The organism is Streptomyces sp. NPDC031100 (genome assembly GCF_055570785.1).
On record NZ_JBVIGN010000012.1, the window covers coordinates 98,415 to 123,843 of the forward strand.

Sequence of the window (25,429 nt, forward strand, 5' to 3'; positions counted from 1 at the left end):
GGTCGTACGAGAGCCCGTCCATGGGCCAGAATGTGCCCGTGCCTTCCCTGTTGCTGATCGAGGACGACGACGCCATCCGCACGGCCCTGGAGCTCTCCCTGACGCGCCAGGGTCACCGGGTGGCCACCGCTGCCAGCGGTGAGGACGGTCTGAAGCTGCTGCGCGAGCAGCGACCGGATCTGATCGTGCTGGACGTGATGCTGCCCGGCATCGACGGATTCGAGGTGTGCCGGCGCATCCGGCGCACCGACCAGCTGCCGATCATCCTGCTGACCGCCCGCAGTGATGACATCGACGTGGTCGTGGGGCTGGAGTCCGGGGCCGACGACTACGTCGTGAAACCGGTGCAGGGCCGGGTGCTGGACGCCCGGATCCGCGCCGTGCTGCGGCGCGGGGAGCGCGAGTCCAGCGACTCGGCGACCTTCGGCAGCCTCGTCATCGACCGGTCGGCGATGACCGTGACCAAGAACGGCGAGGACCTGCAGCTGACGCCGACCGAGCTGAGGCTGCTGCTGGAGCTGAGCCGCCGGCCCGGCCAGGCGCTGTCCCGGCAGCAGCTGCTGCGGCTGGTGTGGGAGCACGACTATCTGGGCGACTCGCGCCTGGTGGACGCCTGTGTGCAGCGGCTGCGCGCCAAGGTGGAGGACGTGCCCTCGTCCCCGACCCTCATCCGTACCGTCCGTGGTGTCGGCTACCGCCTGGACACCCCTCAGTGACCGATACGCAAGGGGGGCTGCGCGGCTGGACCGCGGGGCGCAAGGGACACCTGTCGCGGCTGCGTTTCACCAGCCTGCGGCTGCGACTGGTGCTGGTCTTCGGTCTGGTCGCGCTCACCGCCGCGGTGTCGGCGTCGGGCATCGCGTACTGGCTGAACCGGGAGGCGGTGCTCACCCGCGCCCAGGGCGCGGTGCTGCGCGACTTCCAGCAGGAGATGCAGAACCGGGCGGGTGCGCTGCACGTGCACCCCTCGCAGGACGAACTGCAGCGGGCGGCGGGCCAGATGGCCGGCAGCAGCCAGCGGTTCAGCGTGCTGCTGGTCGCCGAGGACCCGAACGGCAAGACGGTGTACGGCACCTCGGGCGGCATCAACGGCTTCTCGCTGGAGGACGTACCGAAGTCGCTGCGTGCCGCGGTGAACAAGCGGCAGCCGGTGACCGAGGGCAACAAGTCGCCGTACCACCTGTACTGGCAGCGGGTCGACGACCACGGCACGCCGTATCTGGTGGCCGGTACGCGGCTGATCGGCGGCGGTCCGACGGGCTACATGGCGAAGTCGCTGGAGCCGGAGGCCAAGGACCTCAACTCGCTGGCCTGGTCGCTGGGGATCGCGACGGGCCTCGCGCTGATCGGCTCGGCACTGCTCGCGCAGGCCGCCGCCACGACCGTACTGAAGCCGGTGCACCGGCTCGGGGTGGCCGCCCGGCGGCTCGGGGAGGGCAGGCTGGACACCCGGCTCAGGGTGTCGGGCACGGACGAACTCGCCGATCTGTCGCGGACGTTCAACAACGCGGCCGAGGCGCTGGAGCAGCGGGTGGCCGAGATGGCCGCGCGCGACGAGGCGTCCCGGCGCTTCGTGGCCGACATGTCCCATGAGCTGCGGACGCCGCTGACCGCCATCACCGCCGTCACGGAGGTGCTGGAGGAGGAGCTGGAGTCCGAGGCCGGGGGTATCGACCCGATGGTCGAGCCGGCCGTACGGCTGGTGGTCAGCGAGACCCGGCGGCTGAACGACCTGGTCGAGAACCTGATGGAGGTCACCCGCTTCGACGCGGGCACCGCCCGGCTGGTCCTGGACGACGTCGACATCGCCGACCAGATCACCGCCTGCATCGACGCCCGCGCCTGGCTGGACGCCGTCGAGCTGGACGCCGAGCGCGGCACCCACGCCCGTCTCGACCCGCGCCGCCTCGACGTCATACTGGCCAACCTGATCGGCAACGCGCTCAAGCACGGCGGGTCGCCGGTGCGGGTGTCGGTGCGCATCGACGGCGAGGACCTCGTCATCGCGGTGCGCGACCACGGGCCCGGCATCCCCGAGGACGTCCTGCCGCACGTCTTCGACCGGTTCTACAAGGCCAGCGCCTCCCGGCCGCGCTCGGAGGGCAGCGGCCTGGGCCTGTCCATCGCCATGGAGAACGCCCACATCCACGGCGGTGAGATCACCGCGGCCAACTCCCCGGACGGGGGTGCGGTGTTCACGCTGCGGCTGCCGCGGGACGCCTCACGGCTGACGGAGGACAAGGGCGAGGGCACCGAGGACAACAACGAGGACCGGGACTGCGGGAAGGAGGGGTCATGATCGGACGAAGACTGCTGGCGGTGCCCCTCCTCGCGCTGCTCCTGACCGGGTGCGGGATCCGGCCCACCGAGGTGCCGACGGACTTCGGCGCGGCGCCCTCCCGGGTGCCGTGCTCGCTGTCCGGGCCCGATGTGTCCACGCAGTCCTCGCACGGGGTGCCCGTGCGGGTCTTCCTGCTGTGCGGCTCCTCCCTGGTGGCGGTCGACCGGAGCGTGCCCGTCCCGGACGGCACGCCGGACGCGAAGCGCCGGATCATCGTGGCGCAGGGCCTGCTGGACCAGCTCGCCGCGTCCCCGTCGGCCGCCGAGAAGGCCGCCCGCTACATGACGTACGTGCCCGGCGGCCTGAGCGTGACCGGGCCGGGCCCGAAGGACCCGGAGGACGCGCTGCGGCTGACGACCGCACCGGAGCGCCTCACCTCGTACGCCCTCGCCCAGCTCGTGTGCACGCTGTCCGACTCGACGGCCACGGAGGGCGACGGCTCGGTGATCCTGGGCGGCCCGGGTACCGGCCCGCTGCGCCGCTACGCGTGCACCGACGACGTCCGCAACAGGCCGGGCAGCACCGAGCCGCCGTCCAGCGAGGTCGCGGCGGGCTGAGAAGCCGGCTTCGGCCGGTGTGGCGGACGCCTCATGTGCATCCGCGTGACGGATGCGGAACCGATCGTGTGCACCGGGGCGTCTTGGGGGTCGTGCAGCGTCAAGGCTCCATCGGCGGCAGCGCCGCGATCCGCATCCGTGTGACGGGAGGTGTCCTCCTCGTCGCACACCTCGGGCTCGTCGCCTGGCTGATGCTGCGGCCCCTGGACGTGCCCTGGGTGATGCCCGCCAACCTGCGCCCGCTGGCCGGCATCCGGGCCGATCTGGCGCTGGGCTGGCCCGAGGCCGCCCGGCGCATCGGCGAGGGGCTGGCCCTGCTGGCGCCGCTGGGCGTGCTGCTGCCGATGACTGGCCGACTCGACGTCTCCCCGCTCGCCTCCCTGGTCCGTACGGCCGCCACGGGCGCCCTGATCTCGCTGGGCATCGCCCTGCTGCAGACGGGTGTGCCGGGCAGGGTCGTGGACGTCGACTCGCTGCTGCTGAACACGGTGGGCGTGATCCTGGCCCACCTGGCCGTGGTGCCCGCGGGCCGCGCCTGGCTGCGGCGGCGGGGCGAGCGCGGCCCCCGCAGGGCCGGGAAGGTCACCGTCCAGGAGGACCTCTCTCAGGGGCGGACCCCGACGATTCCCAGGGTCGGGATCGCCCCGTAGAGCGACGCTTCGTCCCGTTCGTCTCCGTACCGTGGAAGACAGTTGAGGCAGCCGACCGGAGAGCCTCACCCGACGCCCACCAAGGAGCCGCAGATGTCCAGCCTCGCCCGCCCCACCCACGGCCGCATGATCGGCGGAGTGTGCGCCGCGCTGGCCCGGCGCTTCGGCACCTCCGCGACGACGATGCGGGTGATCTTCCTGCTGTCCTGTCTGCTGCCCGGCCCGCAGTTCCTGCTCTACATAGCCCTCTGGATCCTGCTGCCGTCGGAGGACAAGGCCCGCGGCACGGCCTGGTGAGTCCGCGCACGCGAACGCCGCTGGGGCGCTCCCGGACAGCTCCGGGGCGCCCCAGCGGCGTCGTCCAGCAGTCGGCGTCAGCCGAGCGTGACCGGATTCAGGCCGGGCGCGGGCAGGCCCTTCATCGGCAGTCCGCCGATGCGGCTGTTGACGGGCCCGTTCGGCCCGGTCGGCCCGGCCAGCGCGTTCGCGACGGCCGGCTGCGCGGCGGCCATGCCGAAACCCAGGGCGTCCTGCCCGCGGGACAGCGCGTCCTGCCCGCGGGTGAGGGCGTCGGCGGCGCTCGGCTGCGTCATGGCGGTGTTCTCGGCCGGCAGCGTCCTGGTGACGGCGTTCAGCGCCTGGGTGGTGTCCGGGACGGCCGGGGCCGCGCTTGCGGCGCCCGCGCCCACGGCGGCGAAGGCGGCACCGAGGGCGGCGACACCGAGGGTCTTGACAGCAGACTGCTTCATGGTGAATGCGTCCTTGAATACGGAGTCGGGGAATTCAAAAAAGATCTGAGCGGTTCCACGACCGTAAACACGCCGGACCACCGGCCGCAAACATCGAAATGCGGACGTGTTGTGAAAGCCCGTCCGCATTCCGCACCCTCGATCGAGCCGCCGCTACTCTCCCGGACCAGCAGAACCGCTGGTGGAGGCGGTCTGCCGGAACAGCCATTCGGATTTCAGCTCTGCATATCCGGGCTTGATCACGTCATTGATCATGGCCAGTCGTTCATCGAAAGGAATGAACGCTGATTTCATCGCATTGACGGAGAACCACTGGAGGTCGTCGAGCGTGTAACCGAAAACGCCGACTAGATGCTCGAATTCCCGGCTCATGCTCGTGTGCGACATCAACCGATTGTCGGTGTTCACCGTGGCCCGGAAGTGCAGCCGGCGCAACAGCCCGATCGGGTGCTCGGCGTACGAGGACGCGGCCCCGGTCTGCAGATTGGAGCTGGGGCACAGTTCCAGCGGGATCCGCTTGTCCCGGACGTAGGACGCGAGCCGTCCGAGGGTCACCGAGCCGTCCTCGCGGACCTTGATGTCGTCGATGATCCGCACTCCGTGCCCGAGCCGGTCGGCGCCGCACCACTGCAGGGCCTGCCAGATGGACGGCAGCCCGAAGGCCTCGCCGGCGTGGATGGTGAAGTGGTTGTTCTCCCGCTTGAGGTACTCGAACGCGTCCAGGTGCCGGGTGGGCGGGTAGCCGGCCTCGGCGCCGGCGATGTCGAAGCCGACCACGCCCAGGTCGCGGTAGCGGTTGGCGAGTTCGGCGATCTCCAGGGCGCGGGCCGCGTGCCGCATGGCGGTCAGCAGGGCGCCGACCCGGATGCGGTGGCCGTTCTCGCGGGCGAGCCGCTCCCCCTGCCGGAAGCCCTCGTTGACCGCCTCGACGACCTCCTCCAGGCTCAGCCCGGCCTCAAGGTGCTGCTCGGGCGCGTAGCGCACCTCCGCGTAGACGACGCCGTCCTCGGCGAGGTCCTCGGCGCACTCCCGGGCGACCCGGACCAGCGCCTCCCGGGTCTGCATCACGCCGACGGTGTGCGAGAAGGTCTCCAGATACCGTTCCAGCGAGCCGGAGTCGGCGGCCTCGCGGAACCAGATACCCAGCTTGTCGGGGTCGGTCTCGGGGAGGTGGGAGTAGCCCGTCTCCTGGGCCAGTTCGACGACGGTTCCGGGGCGGAGGCCGCCGTCGAGATGATCGTGCAGCAGAACCTTGGGTGCCCGCCGGATCTGGTCAGACGTCGGGACGGTCCCAGTCGGTGCAGTCTGGCTCGTCATTGCCGCACTCTAACGCCTACGCGCGTAGAGCGCTCGTAGGCCGCAGGTACTTTTCCGTCGAGATGGAACGGTGACCGCACGGACGGGTTTCGTACACCGAGCCTTCTGACACTGTTCTGTCATGGGACAGCAAGCGACGCCGGTGCGAACGGCCGGGCTGGGAAAGGCAGTCGGCCCGGAGCCGACGGCGGTGAGCGGGGCGGTCCTGCTGCTCCCCGGCGGCGAGGAGGTCTCCGCCCGCAGGCCGTCCTTCGTCCGGGCGGCGCCCTTCGTCCGCTCCCTCGGCCGCCGCCTCGCCCGCGCGGGCCGCGAGGAGGGGCTGGCCGTCCACACCGTCCACTACCGCTACCGGGGCTGGAACGGCAACGAGGCGCATCTGGCGGCCGATGCCGAGTGGGCCGCCGACGAGATCGTACGACGCTACGGGGATGTTCCGGTGTGCCTGGTCGGCCTGGACATGGGCGGCCGGGCCGCGCTGCGCTCCGCAGGCCATGAGGCGGTCAACTCCATTGTCGCGCTGGCCCCTTGGCTGCCGGAGGAGGATGTCGCCGCACCCGAGGAGCCGGTGCGGCAGCTGGCCGGGCGCCGGGTGCTGATCGTGCACGGCACGAACGACGAGCGCACCGATCCGGAACTGTCCTTCCGGCTGGCGGCGCGGGCGAAGAAGGCGAACCGGGACGTGTGCCGGTTCGAGGTGCACTCCGACGGTCATGGGCTGCACCAGCACCGGGACGAAGTGCTGTCCCTCGCCGTGGACTTCGTGATGGGGGCGCTGTTCGGGTGCGCGCTGTCCCGTCCGGTGGAGGACGCACTGGCCGCTCCGCCGCCGATCGGCCTCCGGATGCCGCTGGCCGCGGGGTTCGGCAGGTCGTTGCGGCGCTAGGACCCGGGCCTGGTTCCCGTCCGGGGCACATCGCGCGGTGTCCCGCGTCTCCCCCGCCCGGGGGAGACGATCCCCCCGAGCGCGGGATCTTTCTACGGCGCCCGGCGGCTGTACTGGAGCGGTCAGCCAGTCAGGGAAGAGACCGCTGCACCGCACCGGGTCCGGTGCCGTGGCGGCGGCCGTGGGCCCGGGAGGAATCACGATGCACAGGTGGACGAGACGGCGTCTGCTGACCTCGGCGGCGATGACGGCGGGCCTCGCCGTCACGGCGGCCGCACCCGCGACCGCCGCGGTGGGGTCACGGGCCCGCCTCGGCAACGACGACATCCTGACCGCCCTGCAGGCGCTGCCGGGACTGCGGGTGATCGAGGAACGCCAGGGCGCCGAGCCGGGGTACCGCTTCTTCGTCCTCGGCCTGCGCCAGCCGGCCGACCACACGAACCCCGCGGCCGGGACCTTCGAGCAGCGCCTCACCCTGCTGCACACGTCCGTCGACCGCCCCACCGTCCTGTTCACCACGGGCTACGAGGCGGTGCTCTCGCCCCGGCGAGCCGAACCGACCGTGCTGCTGGGCGGCAACCAGCTCCAGGTCGAGCACCGCTTCTTCGGCACCTCACGCCCGGCGACAGCCGACTACTCCCTGCTGACCATCCGCCAGGCCGCCGACGACCACCACCGCGTCGTCCGCCTCTTCCGCGGGCTGTACCGCGGCGCGTGGATCTCCACCGGCGGCAGCAAGGGCGGCATGACCAGCGTCTACCACCGGCGTTTCCACCCCCACGACGTGGACGGCACCGTGGCCTACTCCGCCCCGAACAACGTCGACGACCGTGACAACACCGCGTATGTGCGGTTCCTGGAGAGCGTGGGCAGCGCCGAGCTCCGCGAGGCCCTGCGGACCGTGCAGCGGCAGGCCCTGCTGCGCCGCGCCGACCTGGTCGCCCGCTACGAGGCCTGGGCCGCCGCCCACAACACCGCGTTCCGGCTCGTCGGCAGCGCCGACAAGGCCCTCGAGATCGCCGTCCTGCGCGCCCCGTTCATGTTCTGGCAGCGCCACACCGCGGCGGAGGGCGCCGTCATACCCGGCCCGGACGCCGGCACCGACGAGCTGTACGCGTGGCTGGACGACATCACGGGCCTGCCCCTCTACGCCGACGCGGCCCTGCAGCACTACATCCCGTACTTCTACCAACTCGGCACCCAGCTGGGGTACGTCGGCTTCGCCACCGGCCACCTGTCCGACCTCCTGCGGTACCCGAACGCCATCGAGCCCCGCACGTTCGTCCCGCGCGACATCCCGATGCGCTTCGACCGTGACGCGATGCCGGACATCGACCGCTGGGTCCGCCGGCACGGCAGCCGGATGCTCTTCGTCAACGGCGCCCAGGACCCCTCCGTCGCCGAGCCCTTCCGGCCCGGCACCCGCGACGCGCGTATCCTGTGGGCCCCCGACGCCAACCACAGCACCGCGATCGCCGAGCTCTCCCCCGCCGACCGGGCGGAGGCCGTCGGCATGCTGACCCGCTGGGCCCGGGTCCCGTCAGGCGGGCAGGAGGCTCCCTCGGCGTGACAGCAGGAACTTCTTGAAGGCGGACACGGGCGGGGTGTCCGGGCGGTCCGCCAGCCAGGCGACGCCGATCTCCCGGACCGCCCTCGGGGCCGTGACCGTCAGTTCCACCACACCCGGGCGCGGGACCGTCGGGGGAGGGAGCAGGGCGACCCCCAGCCCGGCCGCGACCAGACCCCGCAGGGTCTCGGCCTCCTCGCCCTCGAAGGCGATGCGGGGCTTGAAGCCGGCCTCGCGGCACAGGGCGTCGGTGATGCGGCGCAGGCCGTAGCCGGGCTCCAGGGTCACGAAGGTCTCGTCGGACGCCTCGGCCAGCCGGATACGTCTGCGGGCGGCCAGGCGGTGGTCGGCCGGGACGACCAGGCGGAGTTTCTGCTCGTCCAGGCGGCGGGCGACGAGGTCGGGGGCGTCGGGCACCGGCGAGGTCAGACAGAGGTCCAGCTCACCGGCCCGCAGCCGCTCCAGCATCGCCTCGCCGTAGTTCTGGACGAGGCTGAAGCGGACGCGCGGATGGTCGGCGCGGAAGGCGTGCAGCAGGCCGGGGACGGTCTCGGCGCCCATGGTGTGCAGAAAGCCGAAGGCGACCTTGCCGGTGGCCGGATCGGCGTCGGCCCGGACCTCCTCGGCGGCGCGCTCCACCTCGGCGAGGGCACGTTCGACGGAGGCGAGGAAGGTACGGCCGGCGGTGGTGAGGGAGACCGTACGGCCGTGGCGGGCGAAGAGGTCGACGCCCAGGTCCTGTTCCAGCCGGGCCATCGCGCGCGAGAGGGTCGACTGCGGGACGTTCATGTCGTGGGCGGCCCGGGTGACGTGCTCGGTACGGGCGACGCCGGCGAAGTACGCGAGGCGAGGCGCGAGCAGCCTCGACATCTCGGTCATGTCTTCTGTGTCACCGGACGGTGACAGTCGAGCCTGTGAGCTTTGCTGATGCACCATGGGAACGATTATGGCGATTCCATGCATTGGACGGATGAGCGGACCCGTACGTAGCTTCGAAGCATGTCTCCCGCCAGTACCGGGGCGTCCACCAGCGTGGACGCCGTCGCGCCCGTCCGTTCCTCCGACTCCGCGTCCGACTCCCGCATGGCGCCGGGCGGACCCGGCTACCGCCGGATGAGCTTCGCCCTCTTCCTCGCCGGAGTCGCGACCTTCGCCCTCCTCTACTCCACGCAGGCCCTGCTCCCGCTGATCTCCGGGGAGTTCGGGGTCGCGGCGAGCGAGGCGAGCTGGACGGTGGCGGCCGCGACCGCGGGTCTGGCGCTGTTCGTGCTGCCGATGAGCGCCCTCTCCGAGCGCTACGGCCGCCGTACGGTGATGACGGCCTCGCTGGCGGTCGCGGTGGGCGTCGGCCTGCTGGTGCCCTTCGCGCCCTCCCTCGGCACCCTGGTGGTGCTGCGGGCGGTGCAGGGCGCGGCGCTGGCCGGACTGCCCGCTTCGGCGACGGCGTACCTGGCCGAGGAGGTCCGGCCGAAGGCGCTGGTCACGGCGATCGGGCTGTTCGTGGCGGGCAACAGCGTCGGCGGGATGAGCGGCCGGGTGATCACCGGCTGGGTCGCGCAGGAGTGGGGCTGGCGGGTGGCCGTCGGCGTGATCGGCGCGATCGCGGTGGCCTGCGCGGTGGCGTTCCGCCTGCTGCTGCCGGCCCCGCAGCACTTCAGGCCCGGCTCGCTGCGCCCGCGTGTCCTGCTCGGCACGGTCCGCGACCACCTCTCCGACCCGCTGCTGCGCCGCCTGTACGCGATCGGCGCGCTGTTCATGACGGTGTTCGGCGGTGTCTACACGGTGATCGGGTACCGGCTGACGGAAGCCCCCTTCTCCCTCCCCCAGGGCATCGTCGGCTCGATCTTCCTGGTGTACCTGGTGGGCACGGTGTCGGCGTCGACCGCGGGCCGTCTGGTGGGCCGCCTCGGCCGCCGGGGCGCGCTGTACCTGGCGGGCGGCACGACGGCGACGGGCCTGCTCCTGTCGCTGGCCGACTCCCTCCTCCTGGTCCTGCTGGGCCTGGTGCTGATCACCGCGGGCTTCTTCGCGGGCCACGCGGTCGCCTCCTCGGCGGTCAGCAGGACGGCCACCCACGGCCGCGCCCAGGCCTCGGCCCTCTACCAGTCCGCGTACTACATCGGCTCCAGCGCCGGCAGCACGGTCGGCGCGATGGCCTTCCGCGGGGGCGGCTGGGCCGGCACGGTCACGGTCGGCATCCTCGCGGTCCTCGGCGTCGTCACGATCACGGTGTTCGGCTCGCGAGCGGCCCGGGTGGCCGCCCGGCGGGCGCCGGTGGCGGCGCACTGACCTTCGCTCCTCGCATTCCCCCTGCTCACCGCCCGTTGTCAGTGGCCGCGGATAGCGTCCGCAGATCAACTGGACGGACGAGCAGGGGGATTGTCGTATGGAGTTCCGGATCGCACGGGCGGACCTCGCCGAGGCGGTGGCGTGGGCGGCACGGGCACTGCCGGCCCGGACGCCCGTGCCGGTGCTGGGCGGCCTCGCACTGACGGCAGGGGCGGGACGGCTGACGGTGTCGGGGTTCGACTTCGAGACGGCCGCTCGGGTCGAGACGGACGCCGAGACCGTGGCCGAGGGGCGGGTGCTGGTCCTGGGACGCAGACTGCTGGACATCTGCCGGGTGCTGCCGGAAGGTCCGGTGAGCTGCGTGCTGGAGGGCTCCCGGTTCACGGTGGAGGCGGGCGGCACCCGGTTCGGGCTGTCGACGCTGCCGTACGAGGAGTATCCGGCGCTTCCGGAGGTGCCCCCGGTGTACGGCGGTGTGGACGCGGCCGCGTTCGCGACGGCCGTCGGGCAGGTGGCCGTGGCGGCGGGCCGGGACGACACGCTGCCGGTACTCACCGGGGTCCAACTGCGCCTGGAGGGCGAGGAGATGATCCTGTCGGCGTCCGACCGGTACCGGTATGCCGTGCGGCGGCTGGAGTGGAAGCCTGAAGTGGGGGCGACCGGGGAGGCCGTGGAGGTGCTGCTGCCCGCGCGGCGGCTGCTGGAGGCGGCACGGTCGCTGGCCCGGAGCGGGACCCTGCGGATCGGGCTCGATCCGTCCGAAGAGGCCGGTGGGGGCATGGTCGGGTTCGAGGGCGGGCGGACGCGGACGGTGCTGCTGCGGCTGGAGGGGCGGCTGCCGGGGTACGGCTCACTGTTCGATCTTGCGGGGGCGGCGGTCGCCGAGGTCGCGTGCGGGGCGCTGACCGAGGCGGTGCGCAGGGTGGCCGTGGTGGCGGAGGCGAACGGCCCGGTGCGGCTGGAGTTCTCCGGCGAGGACGGGTCCGTCGCGGTGCGGGCCGGGTTCGGCGACGACGTGGCGGCGCAGCGACTGCCGGCCGTGCTGCGCGGTGCCGAACAGGTCGTCGTGGCCTTCAACCCGGCGTATCTGCTGGACGCGCTGAACTCCTTCGAGGGGCCTGAGCTGCGGCTGGAGCTGCTCGGGTCGGGGCAGCGGGTCCTGCTGGGCGCGGGCGCCGGGCACCGGCATCTGCTCATGTCCGTGAAGCAACTGGTCTGAGCTGGGCCTTTTCGCGCTCCGGGAGCCATTGTCAGTGGGCTGCGGTAGCTTCCGAAGTGCTGGAACGCGAAGGCGCGTGTACGGGACGGCCACAGGGGTGGGTGGACGATGGGCAACAGCACGGCGACGGCGGACCTGGACGTCGCACTGGAGAAGCACCGGACCGAACTGACCGGGTACTGCTACCGGATGCTCGGCTCGTCCTTCGAGGCCGAGGACGCGGTGCAGGACACCCTGGTGCGGGCCTGGCGGAGCTACGACAAGTTCGAGGGCCGTTCCAGCCTCCGTTCGTGGCTGTACCGGATCGCGACGAACGTGTGCCTGGACATGCTGACGGCCGGGAACAAGCGGGCCCGGCCCATGGACCTCACCGACTCGACGCCCCTCGCGCAGGCGGCCCTCGCCCCTCGCCCGGACAACACCTGGCTGGAGCCGGTGCCGGACGCGCGCGTGCTGCCGACGGTCGAGGACCCGGCGGAGGCGGCCGTCGCCAAGGAGTCGATCCGGCTGGCGTTCATGGCAGCCCTGCAGCAGCTGCCGCCCAAGCAGCGGGCGGTGCTGATCCTGCGCGAGGTGCTGGCCTGGAAGGCGAGCGAGGTCGCCGAGCTGCTGGACACCTCGGTCGCCTCGGTGAACAGCGCGCTCCAGCGGGCTCGGGCGACGCTTGCCGAGCGGGAGCAGTCCGGCGTCGGCGCGGCGGTCTCCGACCCGCTCGACGAGGAGCAGCAGAAGCTCCTGGAGCGCTATGTGAAGGCCTTCGAGGGCTACGACATGACGGCGCTGACGGCGTTGCTGCACGAGGACGCCGTCATGACGATGCCGCCGTTCGACCTGTGGCTGACCGGCCATGACGACATCACCGGCTTCATGACCACCCTGGGCGCCGCCTGCGCCGGCTCCCGCCTGCTGCCCGTGCAGGTCAACGGGCTGCCCGGCTTCGCCCAGTACAAGCCGGACCCGGAAGCGGGCGGCTTCACACCGTGGTCGATCCAGGTCCTGGAGATATCAGACGGCTGGCTGACCGGGTTCCACTTCTTCCTCGACACCCAGCGGTGGTTCCCGCTCTTCGGCCTGCCCCTCCACCTGGAAGCGGAGCCCGACAAGATCGAGGAGGGCGCGTAGTCCCGGGCTGGGCTCCCGGAGCCGTATCCGCCCCCCGGCCCGCCGTGCGGCCAGCTCCAGCCGGGCGAGCAGATCGACTGCGCCCAGGCCGGGCGGCCCGAGCCCGCCCACGTCACAGACGACAACCCCGGCCCCGGTGACGTCCAGCAGCGCCCGTACGTCGTCGCACAGCCCCGGCACCTCGTCCCGGGTGACGAATCCGGCCAGCACGAGCACAGCGGGTGTCTCATCGTCCACGTGCGGTAGACCGGCACGGCGGGCGTAACTCATCGCGGCGGCCCAGGCAAAGATCACATTGACCCGCTCCCCCGCTCCGCCGGAGGGTGGGCTGCGTGCAGGGGGTGCTGAGCGGGTTCGCGGTGATCGCGGTCGTCATCGGGGTGGGCTATGTGCTCGGGCGGCGCGGCTCGCTCGGCGCTCAGGGCCGCGAGGTGCTGACGGGTCTGGCCTTCACGGTGGCGGGCCCGGCGCTGCTCTTCACGACCCTCGCGCGTGCCGACCTCTCGGTGCTGTTCTCGTCCCGCCTGCTGGTGACGGCCCTGAGCACGGCGGCGGTCTCCGGGGGCTTCGTGGCGATCGGCGCGCTGCGCCGCTGGGGCGTGGGCCGCACCACGATCGGCGCCCTGTGCTCCGGCTACGTCAACTCGGGCAACCTGGGCATCCCGATCGCCGCGTACGTCCTGGGCGACGCGTCCCTGGTGGCACCGGTGCTGCTGTTCCAGGTCGTCCTGGTCACCCCGTCGCGCTGACGATCCTGGACCTCTCCGGCAAGGGCGAGAAGGGCACGGTGTGGCGGCGCCTGCTGACCCCGCTGCGCAACCCCATAGCGGTGGGCTCACTGTCGGGTGTCGTGGTGTCCACGGCGGGCTGGAAGGTCCCGGACCCCGTCATGGACCCCCTCACCCTGATCGGCAACATGTCCGTCCCGGCGGCCCTGCTGGCCTTCGGCATGTCCCTGCACGGCAGCGCGGCCCCTGGCCGGGGGCGGGACCGGAAACTGGTCCAGCTGTCCGTGGTGTTGAAGTCGGTGGGACAGCCGCTGGTGGCGTGGGTGCTGGCGCGGGGCGTCTTCGGGTTGCACGGAGCGCCGTTGCTGGACGTGGTGGTGACGTCGGCGCTGCCGGCCGCGCAGAACCTGTTCACGTACGCGAGCCGGTATCGGGTGGCCGAGGCTCTGGCCCGGGAGTCGGTTCTGTTGTCGACGGTGGTGTCGGTGCCGGTGTTGGTGGGGGTGGCGGCGGTGTTGGGGTGAGGGTCAGCCGGCTGGGAGCGTGCGGTGGAAGGGCCCCGGCAACCCGACCGGTGTACCGAACCCCACCACCTCGCATGCCCGGTAGGCCCCACCCTCCGCATCCCCGTACAGCGTGACCGTCGGTCCTGCCGGGGCCAGCCTGTCGACGAGGATGTACAACGGGACGCCTGCCTCTGCGTAGCCCGCAGCCTTCGTCGTACGGTCGTTCTGCGCGGTGGTGGCCGAGGTGATCTCCACGACGAGTTCGGCCACGCCTGCGGGAGCGAAGTACTCGTCCTCTCCCCACTGCCCCTTCTCGGGCACCACACACAGATCCGGCACATACAGTTCCAGCCGCGATGGAACGGCCAAGGCCAAGCGCTGGTAGACGCCCCAGGACTCCGGGATCACCCCATAAAGGTGCCGCTGCATGGGCTCCAAGACCCTGTGGTGGGCAACGGCGGAATAGGGAGCCACGGTGACGAGCCCCTTGATGATCTCCACCTTGCAGCCTTTGGGCGCGTCGGTCTGCTTTCAGACCCAGAGGAGTTCTTCCCACTCGTCATCGGTCAGGAGGTAGTCGCCCTCGAACGCGTCCATGGGCTCATCAAACATGCCGAACGGGACCGGCAGTGGTCCACCGATCCCGTTCACCCGAAAGATGAATCCCCAGGTCAGGCAATACGTTCCAGCACCACCGGCGAAGCCGTGAAGTCCGTCCCCGCCGCCGCGATGTCGTACGAGCCCTCGACCGCCTGGAGTGCGTACTCGAAGCGCTCGGGGGTGTCCGTGTGCAGGGTCAGCAGGGGCTGGCCCTCCGTCACCGTGTCGCCCGGCTTGGCGTGCATCTCGATGCCTGCCGCCGCCTGCACCGGGTCCTCCTTGCGGGCGCGGCCCGCGCCCAGGCGCCAGGCGCCGACACCGATGTCGTAGGCGTCCAGGCGGGTGAGGACGCCGGAGGAGGGGGCCTTGATGACGTGCTGCTCGCGGGACGTGGGCAGCTCCGCGTCCGGGTCGCCGCCCTGGGCCGCGATCATCCGGCGCCAGACGTCCATGGCCGAGCCGTCGGCCAGGGCCTTCGCCGGGTCGGCGTCCTTCACGCCGGCCGCGTCGAGCATCTCGCGGGCGAGCGCGATCGTCAGCTCGACCACGTCCGCCGGGCCGCCGCCTGCCAGGACCTCCACCGACTCGCGGACCTCCAGGGCGTTGCCCGCGGTGAGGCCGAGCGGGGTGGACATGTCGGTCAGGAGGGCGACCGTCTTCACGCCGTGGTCCGTGCCGAGGCCGACCATCGTGGACGCCAGTTCGCGCGCGTCCTCGATCGTCTTCATGAAGGCACCCGAGCCCACCTTCACGTCCAGGACCAGCGAGCCCGTGCCCTCGGCGATCTTCTTCGACATGATGGAGGAGGCGATCAGGGGGATCGCCTCGACCGTGCCCGTGACGTCGCGGAGCGCGTACAGCTTCTTGTCGGCGGGGGCCAGACCGTCGCCCGCCGCGCAGATCACCGCGCCCGTGGTGTCCAGGACGTGCAGCATCTCCTCGTTGGAGAGCAGCGCGCGCCAGCCCGGGATCGACTCCAGCTTGTCCAGGGTGCCGCCGGTGTGGCCGAGGCCGCGCCCGGAGAGCTGGGGAACGGCCGCGCCGCAGGCCGCCACGAGGGGGGCCAGGGGCAGGGTGATCTTGTCGCCGACGCCGCCCGTGGAGTGCTTGTCCGCCGTCGGGCGGGACAGCGAGGAGAAGTCCATGCGCTCGCCGGAGGCGATCATGGCCGCCGTCCAGCGGGCGATCTCACGGCGGTTCATGCCGTTGAGCAGGATCGCCATGGCGAGCGCGGACATCTGCTCGTCGGCGACCTCGCCGCGGGTGTACGCGTCGATGACCCAGTCGATCTGCTGGTCGGTCAGCTCACCGCGGTCCCGCTTGGTGCGGATGACGGAGATGACGTCCATGGCCATGGCTATGGCTTCCTTCCGGGAGTGCGAAGTGCACGGCCCCCCTGCGAGCGGGTCAGGGGGGCCGTACGGGAGTTACTGGGTGAGATGGTCCGGGCCGAAGGCCTGGGGCAGCATCTCGGAGAGCGGGAGGATGCCCGCGGGGGTGTCCATGAGCAGGTCGGGGCCGCCGAACTCGTACAGCAGCTGGCGGCAGCGGCCGCACGGGACGAGCAGGCCGCCCGTGCCGTCCACGCAGGTGAAGTGCGTCAGGCGGCCACCGCCCGTGCGCTGCAGCTGCGAGACCAGCCCGCACTCGGCGCACAGGCCGAGGCCGTAGGAGGCGTTCTCGACGTTGCAGCCGGTGACCGTGCGCCCGTCGTCGACCAGGGCCGCCACGCCGACCGGGAAGCCCGAGTAGGGGGCGTAGGCGTGGGACATGGCCTCCCGCGCCTCGGCCCGCAGGGCCTCCCAGTCGAAGTCGCCGGACGGGGACGTCACTTGCCCTGTCCCTTCCGGTACGGCAGGCCGTCCGCCTTCGGCATGCGCAGCTTCTGCGCGGACAGCGACAGGACGAGCAGCGTGACGATGTACGGGGTCGCCGTCACCAGCTGGCGCGGGACCTCGTTGGTGGAGACGTACCAGAGGAACATCAGGGCCGCGATGACGGCCGTGACGACGGCGGGGACGTACTTCTTCTTCCACGCCTGGTAGGCGGCGCCGAACACCAGCAGGATCGCCAGCAGCAGGATCAGCGCGTGGACGTTCACCGTGCCGCCGCGCAGGTTGAGGCTGTCGGTGTAGCCGAACAGGCCCGCGCCGAGGGCGAGGCCGCCCGGCATCCAGTTGCCGAAGATCATCGCGGCGAGACCGATGTAGCCGCGGCCGGCCGTCTGGCCGTCGAGGTACACGTTCGAGGCGACGATGGACAGGAACGCGCCGCCGAGGCCGGCGAAGCCGCCGGAGATGATCACGGCGATGTACTTGTACTTGTACACGTTGACGCCGAGGGACTCGGCCGCCACCGGGTTCTCGCCGCAGGAGCGCAGGCGCAGACCGAAGGAGGTCCGCCACAGCACCCACCAGGTCAGCGGGACCAGGGCGACCGCGATCACGGTCAGCGGCGACAGGTCGGTGACCAGACCGCCGAGCAGACCGGCGATGTCGGAGACCAGGAACCAGTGCTTGCCGTTGAGCGTGTTCAGCCAGTCGGACAGACCCGGGATGCTGAAGTCGCCGAGGGAGTCGATCGGCGGGGACTGCTTGGTGGAGCCCTGCGGGGCGTTGGCGAAGGTGAACTTCGACAGGTAACGGGTGGTGCCGAGGGCCAGGATGTTCAGCGCCACACCGGAGACGATGTGGTTGACGTTGAAGGTGACGGTGGCGATGGCGTGCAGGACGGCGCCGAGCGCTCCGCCGATGATGCCGAAGACGACACCGGTCCACGGGCCCCACTGGTAGCCGGCCCAGGCGCCGAACCAGGTACCGAGGATCATCATGCCCTCGAGACCGATGTTGACGACGCCCGCGCGCTCGGCCCACAGGCCGCCGAGGCCGGCGAGGCCGATCGGCACCGCGAGCTGCAGCGCGGCGGACATCTGGCCGGTCGAGGTGATGCCGTCCGCACCGGTGATCAGGCGGACGATCGAGGTCAGCACCAGCACGCCCGCGATGACGAGCAGGAGTACCGGGAGCGACATACGGCGGCCGCCCTTGCCGGGCTGCTTGGCCTGCGGCTTGGCGATGGTCGCGGTGGACATCAGGCAGCCACCTCCTTGTTGGTGTTCTTGGCGGCGGCCGCTGCCAGCTCGGCGCCGACCCGCTGCTGCTGGCGGCGCAGACCCCACTGCTGGACGGCTGCGTACGAGATGACGACCGCGAAGACGATCAGGCCCTGCATGATCGTGGCGATCTCCTTGTCGTACGCCACGGGGGTCGCGTAGTCGAGGGCGGGCGAGGCCTTGTCGAGGAAGGCCCACAGCAGGGCGGCGAGCGCGATGCCGCCCGGGTTGTTCCGGCCGAGCAGGGCGATGCCGATGGCGGTGAAGCCGAGGCCCACGGGGAAGCTCAGGCTGTAGGTGTGGCTTTCGCCGAGCAGCAACGGCAGACCGGCGAGGCCCGCGATGGCCCCGGAGATCAGCATCGAGATCAGCACCATGCGCTTGGCGTCGACGCCGGAGGCCGCGGCGGCGGTCTCCGAGGCGCCGGTGGCGCGCAGGTCGAAGCCGAAGCGGGTGCGGTTGAGGACGACCCAGTAGCCGATGCCGAGGAGGACGGCGAGGAAGACCAGGCCGTAGATCTCGCCGACGTCCGAGCCCAGGTTGATGCCCGGGAACCAGCCGGACTTCTTCATGATGCCGGTCGTCGAGTTGTTGCCGACCTGCACGCCCCACACGTCGGTGAGGGTGACGTAGCCGATGACGGCGGTGGCGATCGCGTTCAGCATGATCGTCGCCACGACCTCGCTGACGCCCCGGGTGACCTTCAGGACACCGGCGATGCCGGCCCAGAAGGAGCCGGTGGCCATGGCGACCAGCAGCAGCAGCGGAATCTGCAGGAAGCTGGGCAGGGCCACGTGCGCGCCGACGACGGCGGTCATCACCGCGGCGAGGCGGTACTGGCCGTCGACGCCGATGTTGAACAGGTTCATGCGGAAGCCGAGGGCGACCGCGATGGCGGCGATGTAGTACAGCGACGCCTGGTTGATGATCAGCACCTGGATGTCCGAGAACGGCAGCTGCTGGAGCATCAGGGTGTACGGCTCGATCGGGTTCTTGCCCGAGGCGAGCAGGACCACGGAGGTCAGCGCGATCGCCAGGACGAGCGCGATGACCGGTCCGGCCACCGCGACGAGCACCCGCTCCTTGTCGAACTTCTTCATCGGGCCTCGTCCTCCGGACCGGCGGTGTCGTCGCCCTCGGGGGCGGTCTCTTCGTGCTCCAGGTGACCGGTTGCGGCACCCGTCATGGCCGAGCCCAGCTCCTCCGGCGTGATGGCGGCCGGGTCGGCGTCGGCGACCAGCCTGCCGTCGTAGATGACGCGCAGGGTGTCCGACAGGCCGATCAGCTCGTCCAGGTCGGCGGAGATCAGCAGCACGGCCAGGCCCTCACGGCGGGCCTCGCGGATACGGTCCCAGATCTGCGCCTGGGCGCCGACGTCCACACCACGGGTGGGGTGGGCGGCGATCAGGAACTTCGGGTCGTGGCTCATCTCGCGGCCGACGATCAGCTTCTGCTGGTTGCCGCCGGACAGGGAGGCCGCGGTGACGTCGATGCCGGGGGTGCGGACGTCGTACTCCTCGACGATCCGGCGGGTGTCGGCCTGGGCGCCCTTGGGGTTGAGCCAGAAGCCCTTGGCGTTGGGCTGCTCGGTGACGTGGCCGAGGATGCGGTTCTCCCACAGCGGGGACTCCAGGAGCAGGCCCTGGCGGTGGCGGTCCTCGGGGATGTAGCCGACGCCGGACTCACGGCGCTTGCGGGTGGGCCAGGGGGTGATGTCCTCGCCCAGGAAGGCGATCGAGCCGGAGTCGGCGTGCTTGGTGCCGATCAGCGCGTCGATCAGCTCGGTCTGGCCGTTGCCCTCGACACCGGCGATGCCCATGACCTCACCGGCGTGGATGGTGAAGGAGACGTCGTCGAGGACCTTCTTGACCTCGCCGGCGGGCGCGAATTCGGTGAGGCCTTCGGCGGAGGGCTCCTCCTCCGTGCCCATGGAGACGGCGCCGCGGGCGTGGACGGTGAGGTTCCTGACCTCCAGGACCGGCCGGTCGGTGACGGTGGACTCGGCGGTCTCCGGCGTGGGCAGTTCGCTGCCGACCATCAGCTCGGCCAGCTGGCGCGGGGTGGTCTGGGAGGGGATCGCGGTGCCGACCGTCGTACCGCGCCGGATGACGGTGATGTCGTCGGCGACGGAGAGCACCTCGCCCAGCTTGTGGGAGATGAAGATGACGGACAGGCCCTCGGACTTCAGCTCGCGCAGGTTGTCGAAGAGCGCGTCGACCTCCTGCGGGACCAGCACGGCGGTCGGCTCGTCGAGGATCAGGGTGCGGGCGCCGCGGAAGAGGACCTTGAGGATCTCCACGCGCTGGCGGTCGGCCACACCGAGGTCCTCGACCAGGGCGTCCGGGCGGACGCCCAGGCCGTACCGGTCGGAGATCTCCTTGATCTTCTTGCGGGCGGCCCCGCCGATGCCGTACAGCTTCTCGCTGCCGAGCACCACGTTCTCCAGCACGGTCAGGTTGTCGGCCAGCATGAAGTGCTGGTGGACCATGCCGATGCCACGGGCGATGGCGTCGGCGGGGCTGGAGAAGCTCACCTGCTCGCCGTCGACCTGGATGGTGCCCTCGTCCGGCTTCTGCATGCCGTAGAGGATCTTCATCAGGGTCGACTTGCCGGCGCCGTTCTCGCCGACGAGGGCGTGGACGGTGCCCTTGCGGACCGTCAGGTGGATGTCGTGGTTGGCCACGACACCCGGGAATCGCTTGGTGATGCCCGCGAGCTCGACCGCGACTGTCGACGGAGCGGTGAGCGGAGGGCTGCTGGACGCGTCGATGGCGCACTCTCCTCGGGAAAGGGGCCGCTCTACGCGCGTAGCGCCCCTGCTTTAAATAGTGCCCGGATCTGACCGACCTTGATCGAGAACTTCGCCTCGATCAAAAATCCGATCCGTTCCGAGCATTCTGCCGCGCGAACGGGGTGCGGGCAGGTCATCCTCTCCGCACCCCGTTCCGTGGCCGTAACGCTGCCATTACAGCGTTCTGTTGGCCAAGGCTTCTGACTAGATCGTCAGGAGGTCTTCACCGTGATGGTGCCGTTCTTGATGCCTTCCTCGGCCTTCTTGATCGCGGCCTGGATGCCGGCGTTGTTCGCGAAGGCCGGGTTGGACTGGGCGATGCCCACGCCACCCGACTTCAGGTCACCGCGGATCTCGCCGGAGAGCGGCTTCTTGTCCTTGATGACGGACTTGGACAGGTCGTAGACCGCGCCCTCGACGTTCTTCAGGGCCGAGGTCAGGATGTATGACTTGTACTTGGCCAGCGCGGCCTGCTTGTACTGGTCGGAGTCGACGCCGATCGCCCACACCTTGTGCTCGGCGGCGGACTTGATCACACCCTGGCCGGAGAGGCCGGCGGCGGCGTAGATCACGTCGGCGCCAGAGTCGATCTGGCCGTTGGCCGCGTTCTCACCCTTGTCGGGGCTGGAGAAGCCACCCTCCTGGGGCGTCTGGGTGAGGTACTGCGACTCGATCTTGATCTTCGGGTTGACCGACTTTGCGCCCTGCTCGAAGCCGGCCGCGAACTTGTGGATCAGCGGGAGGTCCACGCCGCCGATGAAGCCGATGTGGTTCTTCTTGGTCGCCTTCGCGGCCGCGACACCGGCGAGGTACGAGGACTGCTCCTCGTGGAAGACCATGTCGGCGACGTTCTTCGCCTTGATCGTGTTGTCGTCGACGATGCCGAAGGTGACCTTCGGGTACTTGGCGGCCACCTGCTTCACCGCCGGGGCGTAGGCGAAGCCGACGCCGATGACGGGGTTGTAGCCGGCCTTGGCCAGGGTCTCCAGGCGCTGCACCTTGTCGGCGTCCGTCTCGTTGTCCTGCGGCTCGACGTCCCGGCCGCTGACGCCGAAGTCCTTCTCGGCCTTCTGGAGACCCGCGTAGGCGGCGTCGTTGAAGGACTGGTCGCCCTTGCCACCGACGTCGTACGCCAGGCCGATGCCCTTGGACTTGCCCTCGCTGGAGGAAGAGGAGGTGGACGAGCTGCCACAGGCAGAGACGGTGACGGCGAGCGCTGCGGTCGCAACGCCTGCAATCGTGATGCGGGACACCCGGCGCATGGAACGTGACTCCTTTGTGCAAGCGCCCAAACCAGGCGCTGGTTCCGCCGCAGCGTAACGCGCGTAGACCAGACGGAAAACCCCCAATGTCCGGTCCGTTATCTAGCTGTGGCCACTGTCACTGTCAAGGTTACGGACAGCAGTACGCCCCTTGCAGGAGGCAAGGGGCGTACGGGTGGAACAACGCCTGGGTGGGCGTGGAAGCGTGGGGTCAGATCACTTGGTGCTGACAGTGATCTTGCCGTCGATGATCTCCTTCTGGGCCTTGTTCACCGCGGCGACGACGTCCTTCATGGCCTGGTACTTCGGGTTGGAGTCGGCGAAGCCGACGCCGCCGGACTTCAGGTCGCCGCGGACCTCGCCGCTGAGCGGCTTGCCCTCGTAGACGGACTTGGCGAGGTCGTAGACCGCGCCGCCGACGTTCTTCAGGGCCGAGCCGAGGATGTAGTCCTTGTACTTGGCGAGCGCGCTCTGCGTGTACTGGTCGGAGTCCACTCCGATGGCCCACGCCTTGTGCTCGGCGGCGGACTTGATCACGCCCTGGCCGGAGAGGCCGGCCGCGTGGTAGATGACGTCGGCGCCGGCGTCGATCTGGCCGTTGGCCGCGTTCTCGCCCTTGTCGGGGCTGGAGAAGCCGCCCTCCTGGGGCGTCTGGGTGAGGTACTGCGACTCGATCTTGATCTTCGGGTTGACGGACCTGGCGCCCTGGTCGAACCCGGCCTCGAACTTGTGGATCAGCGGGATGTCCACGCCGCCGATGAAGCCGATGTGGTTCTTCTTGGTGGCCTTGGCCGCGGCCACGCCCGCCAGGTACGAGGACTGCTCCTCGTGGAAGACCATGTCGGCGACGTTCTTCGCCTGGATGGTGTTGTCGTCGATGATGCCGAAGGTGACCTTCGGGTACTTCACGGCGACCTGCTTCACGGCCGGCGCGTAGGCGAAGCCGACGCCGATGACCGGGTTGTAACCGGCCTTGGCCAAGGTCTCCAGGCGCTGCACCTTGTCCGCGTCGGACTCGTTGGCCTGCGGCTCGATGTCCCGTCCGCCGATCTTGAACTCGTCCTGGGCCTTCTTGAAGCCGGAGTAGGCGGCGTCGTTGAAGGACTGGTCGCCCTTGCCGCCGATGTCGTAGGCGAGGCCGATGCCCTTGGCGGAGTACTTGCCGTCCTTGGAGGGCGTGGTGGTGGATTCGGTGCTGGACTTGCCGCATGCGGCAGCCGCGAGGGCGACGACCGCGACGGTCACCGCAGCTTGGGAGAACCTCGTTCTCCGGGAAATCTTCCGAGACATCAGACGCACAACAAGCACCCCTTCATCCCCACGGCGCCGTCACGGGCCGCTGTCCCCAATGTGCCGCCACTGGTGGCGATTTTCGGCGCACAGTAACGCGCGTAGAAGGGGAGGGGAACGGTGTTTCTCCCGGCCGTTATCGATTCGTGCCGACTCTGGGTTACGACCGTACGCCGCCGGTTACGACAAGGTGAAACAAGGGGACGAAGAGGCACCGAACGGGTGCCCCTCCCCCCTCCGGACGGCCTACTGGTCGTCGAGCAGCACCGCGGCCGTGAACATCTCCACGCCGACCGTGATGGCACGCTCGTCGGCGTCGAAGTCGCCCTGGTGCAGATCACGGGATGTGCGGTCGCCGGGGGTGCGGACGCCGAGGCGGGCCAGGGCGCCGGGCACGTGTTCCAGGTACCAGGAGAAGTCCTCGCCGCCGAGGCTCTGCTCGGTACTCTCGACGGACTGCAGTCCGCGTCGGGCGACCATGGCCCTGCGCAGCAGCTCGGTGGACTCCCGGTCGTTGACGACCGGCGGCACGCCCCGTACGTAGGTGATCTCCGACTTGGCGCGGTGCAGGGTGGCGACCTCGTCGATGGCCGCGTGCACGATGTCGGGCGCCTGCCGCCAGGCGTCCAGGTCCAGGCAGCGGACGGTGCCGGACAGCTCGGCGTGCTGCGGGATGACGTTCGGGGCGTGGCCCGACTCGATCCGGCCCCAGGTCAGGGCGAGGCCACTGCGGGCGTCGACGCGCCGGGCGACGATCGCGGGTACGTCGACGGCGACGCGGGCGACTGCGGTGACCAGGTCGGTGGTCAGGTGGGGGCGGGCGGTGTGCCCACCGGGGCCGTCCAGGGCGACGTCCAGCCGGTCGGCGGCGCTGGTGATGGCCCCGTGCCGCAGCCCGATCCGGCCGACCTCGACCTTGGGGTCGCAGTGCACGGCGAGGATCCGTCCGACCCCGTCGAGGCCCCCGTCCTTGATGACGCCGAGCGCACCGCCGGGCATGACCTCCTCGGCGGGCTGGAAGACCAGCCGCACCGGGCGCGGCAGCAGCCCCTTGGCGTGCAGATCGGCGAGGACGAGCCCGGCGCCGAGCACCACCGTGGTGTGCACGTCGTGGCCGCAGGCGTGGGCGCGGTCGGGCACGGTGGACCGGTAGGGGCAGTCGGTCTTGGTGTCCGGGATGGGCAGGGCGTCGATGTCGGCCCGCAGGGCGAGCAGCGGGACGGCCGGCCGCCGGCCCTCGGCGAGCCCGATGTCACAGATGAGCCCGGTTCCGGTGCTGAGGACGCGGGGGCGCAGCCCGGCCCGCTCCAGCCGCTCCTTGATCGCGGCGGTCGTACGGAACTCCTGGTTGCCCAGCTCCGGGTGCATGTGCAAGTCACGGCGGAACGCGACGAGTTCGGCGTGCAGGGACTCGCTGAGCGCACCAGGGAGCACATCCCCGGGGAGATCGGCCTCGGACTCTAGGGACATCACTTGGTTCACCCTCTGAAGGGTAGGACGCCCGACCGGTCAACTGTGCCTCGATCAACAAAACTTCAGCCCGTTAGGTGAAGAAAATCTGACCGGCGGGCGCATGGCGGCGGACTCTGGTGGGTAAAACCTTTGCTTCCTTCCTCCACGGATACCACGCCTCGCTAGGGTCCCGCTCTACAAGTCCACGGATCGGACCCGCCCCGGCCGGTAGGCTCCGCCCGCGTGAGCGACTCGACGGCGCACTTCCTGCAGACCACCGGCTCCTCCTACGACGCGATCGCCGAGGACTACGCGTCCCAGCACCCGGAAAGCCTCTCCCACCCTCTCGACCGCACCCTGGTCACCGCCTTCGCCGAGCTGGTCACGGCGAACGGCCCGGCCCCCGTGGCCGACCTCGGCAGCGGCCCCGGGTACGTCACCGCGCGCCTGCACGACCTGGGCGTCCCGGTCTTCGGGGTGGACATCTCCCCCGCCATGGTGACGCTGGCCCGCGAGGCGCATCCCCAACTGCGCTTCCACGTGGGCTCGATGACGTCCCTGGACCTCCCGGATGCGACCCTGGGCGGCGTCCTCGCCCTCTACTCGACCATCCACGTCCCCGACGACCACCTCCCGACCGCCTTCGCCGAGTTCCACCGCGCCCTGGTCCCCGGCGGCTCCGTCCTCCTCGGCTTCCAGACGGCCACCGAGCCGGGCCACCTCCACCTGGCCGAACGCTTCGGCCACGAGATCGACCTGGACTACTACTGGCGGACCCCGGAGGAGGCGGGGGCGCTGCTCGCGGGGGCGGGCCTGGAGCCGGTGGCCACGGTGGTCCGAGAGCCGCACGACGAGGAGACCCGGCCACGGGGGTTCCTGCTGGCACGGAAGCCCGGCTGATCCCGGTTCGGTTGTGTGTCGTCGGCACGGCGGACTCGCCGCGCGCCGAGTTGGCGCTCGTCGCGTTCAGGGGCGCACAACAAGCCCCACCGGT

Annotated in this window: 24 protein-coding genes and 1 pseudogene; 12 read left to right on the forward strand and 13 right to left on the reverse strand. The window is 70.7% G+C overall.

Annotated elements, in window-relative coordinates:
- Positions 1 to 38 precede the first annotated feature (38 nt).
- From afsQ1 to ACZ5DS_RS30485, 5 genes are all read left to right on the forward strand, one after another.
- Entirely contained in the window at positions 39 to 716 is a 678-nt protein-coding gene (gene afsQ1 / locus ACZ5DS_RS30465) for a two-component system response regulator AfsQ1 (protein ID WP_190012869.1), read from the forward strand.
- Complete coding sequence (locus ACZ5DS_RS30470; protein ID WP_468244853.1) at positions 713 to 2,299, forward strand: ATP-binding protein; 1,587 nt, start codon at positions 713 to 715, stop codon at positions 2,297 to 2,299. Before afsQ1 ends, ACZ5DS_RS30470 begins: the two co-directional genes overlap by 4 nt.
- Positions 2,296 to 2,898, forward strand: coding sequence for a hypothetical protein (locus ACZ5DS_RS30475; protein ID WP_468244856.1), 603 nt, complete (start codon positions 2,296 to 2,298; stop codon positions 2,896 to 2,898). The genes ACZ5DS_RS30470 and ACZ5DS_RS30475 overlap by 4 nt, the downstream gene beginning before the upstream one ends.
- A 92-nt stretch (positions 2,899 to 2,990) precedes the next feature.
- Complete coding sequence (locus tag ACZ5DS_RS30480; protein WP_468244859.1) at positions 2,991 to 3,548, forward strand: VanZ family protein; 558 nt, start codon at positions 2,991 to 2,993, stop codon at positions 3,546 to 3,548.
- A gap of 93 nt (positions 3,549 to 3,641) precedes the next feature.
- Positions 3,642 to 3,845, forward strand: coding sequence for a PspC domain-containing protein (locus ACZ5DS_RS30485; protein WP_468244861.1), 204 nt, complete (start codon positions 3,642 to 3,644; stop codon positions 3,843 to 3,845).
- A gap of 77 nt (positions 3,846 to 3,922) precedes the next feature.
- Here the strand turns inward: ACZ5DS_RS30485 and ACZ5DS_RS30490 are convergent, their stop codons facing one another.
- Both ACZ5DS_RS30490 and ACZ5DS_RS30495 read right to left on the reverse strand, forming a co-directional pair.
- Complete coding sequence (locus ACZ5DS_RS30490) at positions 3,923 to 4,297, reverse strand: ATP-binding protein (RefSeq protein WP_468244863.1); 375 nt, start codon at positions 4,295 to 4,297, stop codon at positions 3,923 to 3,925.
- Positions 4,298 to 4,450: 153 nt separating this feature from the next.
- Positions 4,451 to 5,614, reverse strand: coding sequence for an adenosine deaminase (locus tag ACZ5DS_RS30495; RefSeq protein ID WP_468244866.1), 1,164 nt, complete (start codon positions 5,612 to 5,614; stop codon positions 4,451 to 4,453).
- Between the two features lie 121 nt (positions 5,615 to 5,735).
- On the opposite strand from ACZ5DS_RS30495, the gene ACZ5DS_RS30500 reads away from it, so the two are divergent.
- Positions 5,736 to 6,497 carry a prolyl oligopeptidase family serine peptidase gene (locus ACZ5DS_RS30500; RefSeq protein ID WP_468244869.1) on the forward strand — a complete coding sequence of 254 codons (762 nt, stop codon included), beginning with the start codon at positions 5,736 to 5,738 and terminating at the stop codon, positions 6,495 to 6,497.
- Between the two features lie 202 nt (positions 6,498 to 6,699).
- Positions 6,700 to 8,067: a S28 family serine protease gene (locus tag ACZ5DS_RS30505; RefSeq protein WP_468244872.1), complete on the forward strand. Its 1,368-nt coding sequence runs from the start codon at positions 6,700 to 6,702 to the stop codon at positions 8,065 to 8,067.
- Here ACZ5DS_RS30505 and ACZ5DS_RS30510 read toward each other — a convergent pair.
- On the reverse strand, positions 8,038 to 9,000 hold the full coding sequence (locus ACZ5DS_RS30510) for a LysR family transcriptional regulator (RefSeq protein WP_468244875.1): 963 nt from the start codon (positions 8,998 to 9,000) through the stop codon (positions 8,038 to 8,040). The genes ACZ5DS_RS30505 and ACZ5DS_RS30510 overlap by 30 nt on opposite strands.
- Before the next feature lie 63 nt (positions 9,001 to 9,063).
- On the opposite strand from ACZ5DS_RS30510, the gene ACZ5DS_RS30515 reads away from it, so the two are divergent.
- The 3 genes from ACZ5DS_RS30515 to ACZ5DS_RS30525 all read left to right on the forward strand — a co-directional run bounded on the left by ACZ5DS_RS30515 (position 9,064) and on the right by ACZ5DS_RS30525 (position 12,694).
- On the forward strand, positions 9,064 to 10,353 hold the full coding sequence (locus tag ACZ5DS_RS30515) for an MFS transporter (RefSeq protein WP_468244878.1): 1,290 nt from the start codon (positions 9,064 to 9,066) through the stop codon (positions 10,351 to 10,353).
- A 97-nt stretch (positions 10,354 to 10,450) separates the two neighbouring features.
- On the forward strand, positions 10,451 to 11,572 hold the full coding sequence (gene dnaN, locus ACZ5DS_RS30520; RefSeq protein WP_468244881.1) for a DNA polymerase III subunit beta: 1,122 nt from the start codon (positions 10,451 to 10,453) through the stop codon (positions 11,570 to 11,572).
- A gap of 108 nt (positions 11,573 to 11,680) precedes the next feature.
- Positions 11,681 to 12,694, forward strand: a complete 1,014-nt coding sequence (locus ACZ5DS_RS30525) for a sigma-70 family RNA polymerase sigma factor (protein WP_468244883.1) — start codon at positions 11,681 to 11,683, stop codon at positions 12,692 to 12,694.
- Here ACZ5DS_RS30525 and ACZ5DS_RS30530 read toward each other — a convergent pair.
- Positions 12,578 to 12,964 carry an STAS domain-containing protein gene (locus tag ACZ5DS_RS30530; RefSeq protein WP_468245278.1) on the reverse strand — a complete coding sequence of 129 codons (387 nt, stop codon included), beginning with the start codon at positions 12,962 to 12,964 and terminating at the stop codon, positions 12,578 to 12,580. The genes ACZ5DS_RS30525 and ACZ5DS_RS30530 overlap by 117 nt on opposite strands.
- A gap of 62 nt (positions 12,965 to 13,026) precedes the next feature.
- Between ACZ5DS_RS30530 and ACZ5DS_RS30535 the strand changes: the two are divergent.
- A pseudogene (locus tag ACZ5DS_RS30535) lies at positions 13,027 to 13,946 on the forward strand (AEC family transporter).
- A gap of 3 nt (positions 13,947 to 13,949) precedes the next feature.
- On the opposite strand, the gene ACZ5DS_RS30540 reads toward ACZ5DS_RS30535, so the two are convergent.
- The 9 genes from ACZ5DS_RS30540 to ACZ5DS_RS30580 all read right to left on the reverse strand — a co-directional run bounded on the left by ACZ5DS_RS30540 (position 13,950) and on the right by ACZ5DS_RS30580 (position 24,453).
- On the reverse strand, positions 13,950 to 14,429 hold the full coding sequence (locus tag ACZ5DS_RS30540) for a Uma2 family endonuclease (RefSeq protein ID WP_468244885.1): 480 nt from the start codon (positions 14,427 to 14,429) through the stop codon (positions 13,950 to 13,952).
- 170 nt (positions 14,430 to 14,599) lie between these two features.
- Entirely contained in the window at positions 14,600 to 15,877 is a 1,278-nt protein-coding gene (locus tag ACZ5DS_RS30545; protein WP_468245280.1) for a thymidine phosphorylase, read from the reverse strand.
- A 78-nt stretch (positions 15,878 to 15,955) separates the two neighbouring features.
- Positions 15,956 to 16,360 (reverse strand): cytidine deaminase, encoded by a 405-nt coding sequence (locus tag ACZ5DS_RS30550; RefSeq protein WP_468244888.1) that lies wholly within the window; start codon positions 16,358 to 16,360, stop codon positions 15,956 to 15,958.
- Positions 16,357 to 17,619, reverse strand: coding sequence for an ABC transporter permease (locus tag ACZ5DS_RS30555; protein ID WP_468244890.1), 1,263 nt, complete (start codon positions 17,617 to 17,619; stop codon positions 16,357 to 16,359). The genes ACZ5DS_RS30550 and ACZ5DS_RS30555 overlap by 4 nt, the downstream gene beginning before the upstream one ends.
- Positions 17,619 to 18,740, reverse strand: a complete 1,122-nt coding sequence (locus ACZ5DS_RS30560) for an ABC transporter permease (RefSeq protein WP_468244891.1) — start codon at positions 18,738 to 18,740, stop codon at positions 17,619 to 17,621. Before ACZ5DS_RS30560 ends, ACZ5DS_RS30555 begins: the two co-directional genes overlap by 1 nt.
- On the reverse strand, positions 18,737 to 20,410 hold the full coding sequence (locus ACZ5DS_RS30565; RefSeq protein ID WP_468245282.1) for an ABC transporter ATP-binding protein: 1,674 nt from the start codon (positions 20,408 to 20,410) through the stop codon (positions 18,737 to 18,739). The genes ACZ5DS_RS30560 and ACZ5DS_RS30565 overlap by 4 nt, the downstream gene beginning before the upstream one ends.
- Positions 20,411 to 20,643: 233 nt before the next feature.
- A complete protein-coding gene (locus tag ACZ5DS_RS30570) occupies positions 20,644 to 21,693 on the reverse strand; it encodes a BMP family lipoprotein (RefSeq protein WP_468244894.1) in 1,050 nt (349 codons plus the stop codon).
- 216 nt (positions 21,694 to 21,909) lie between these two features.
- Complete coding sequence (locus ACZ5DS_RS30575; RefSeq protein ID WP_468244895.1) at positions 21,910 to 22,938, reverse strand: BMP family lipoprotein; 1,029 nt, start codon at positions 22,936 to 22,938, stop codon at positions 21,910 to 21,912.
- Between the two features lie 291 nt (positions 22,939 to 23,229).
- Positions 23,230 to 24,453 carry an amidohydrolase gene (locus ACZ5DS_RS30580; RefSeq protein ID WP_468244898.1) on the reverse strand — a complete coding sequence of 408 codons (1,224 nt, stop codon included), beginning with the start codon at positions 24,451 to 24,453 and terminating at the stop codon, positions 23,230 to 23,232.
- Between the two features lie 225 nt (positions 24,454 to 24,678).
- Between ACZ5DS_RS30580 and ACZ5DS_RS30585 the strand changes: the two genes are divergently transcribed.
- Positions 24,679 to 25,335, forward strand: coding sequence for a class I SAM-dependent methyltransferase (locus ACZ5DS_RS30585; RefSeq protein WP_468244901.1), 657 nt, complete (start codon positions 24,679 to 24,681; stop codon positions 25,333 to 25,335).
- The last annotated feature ends 94 nt before the right edge of the window (positions 25,336 to 25,429 follow it).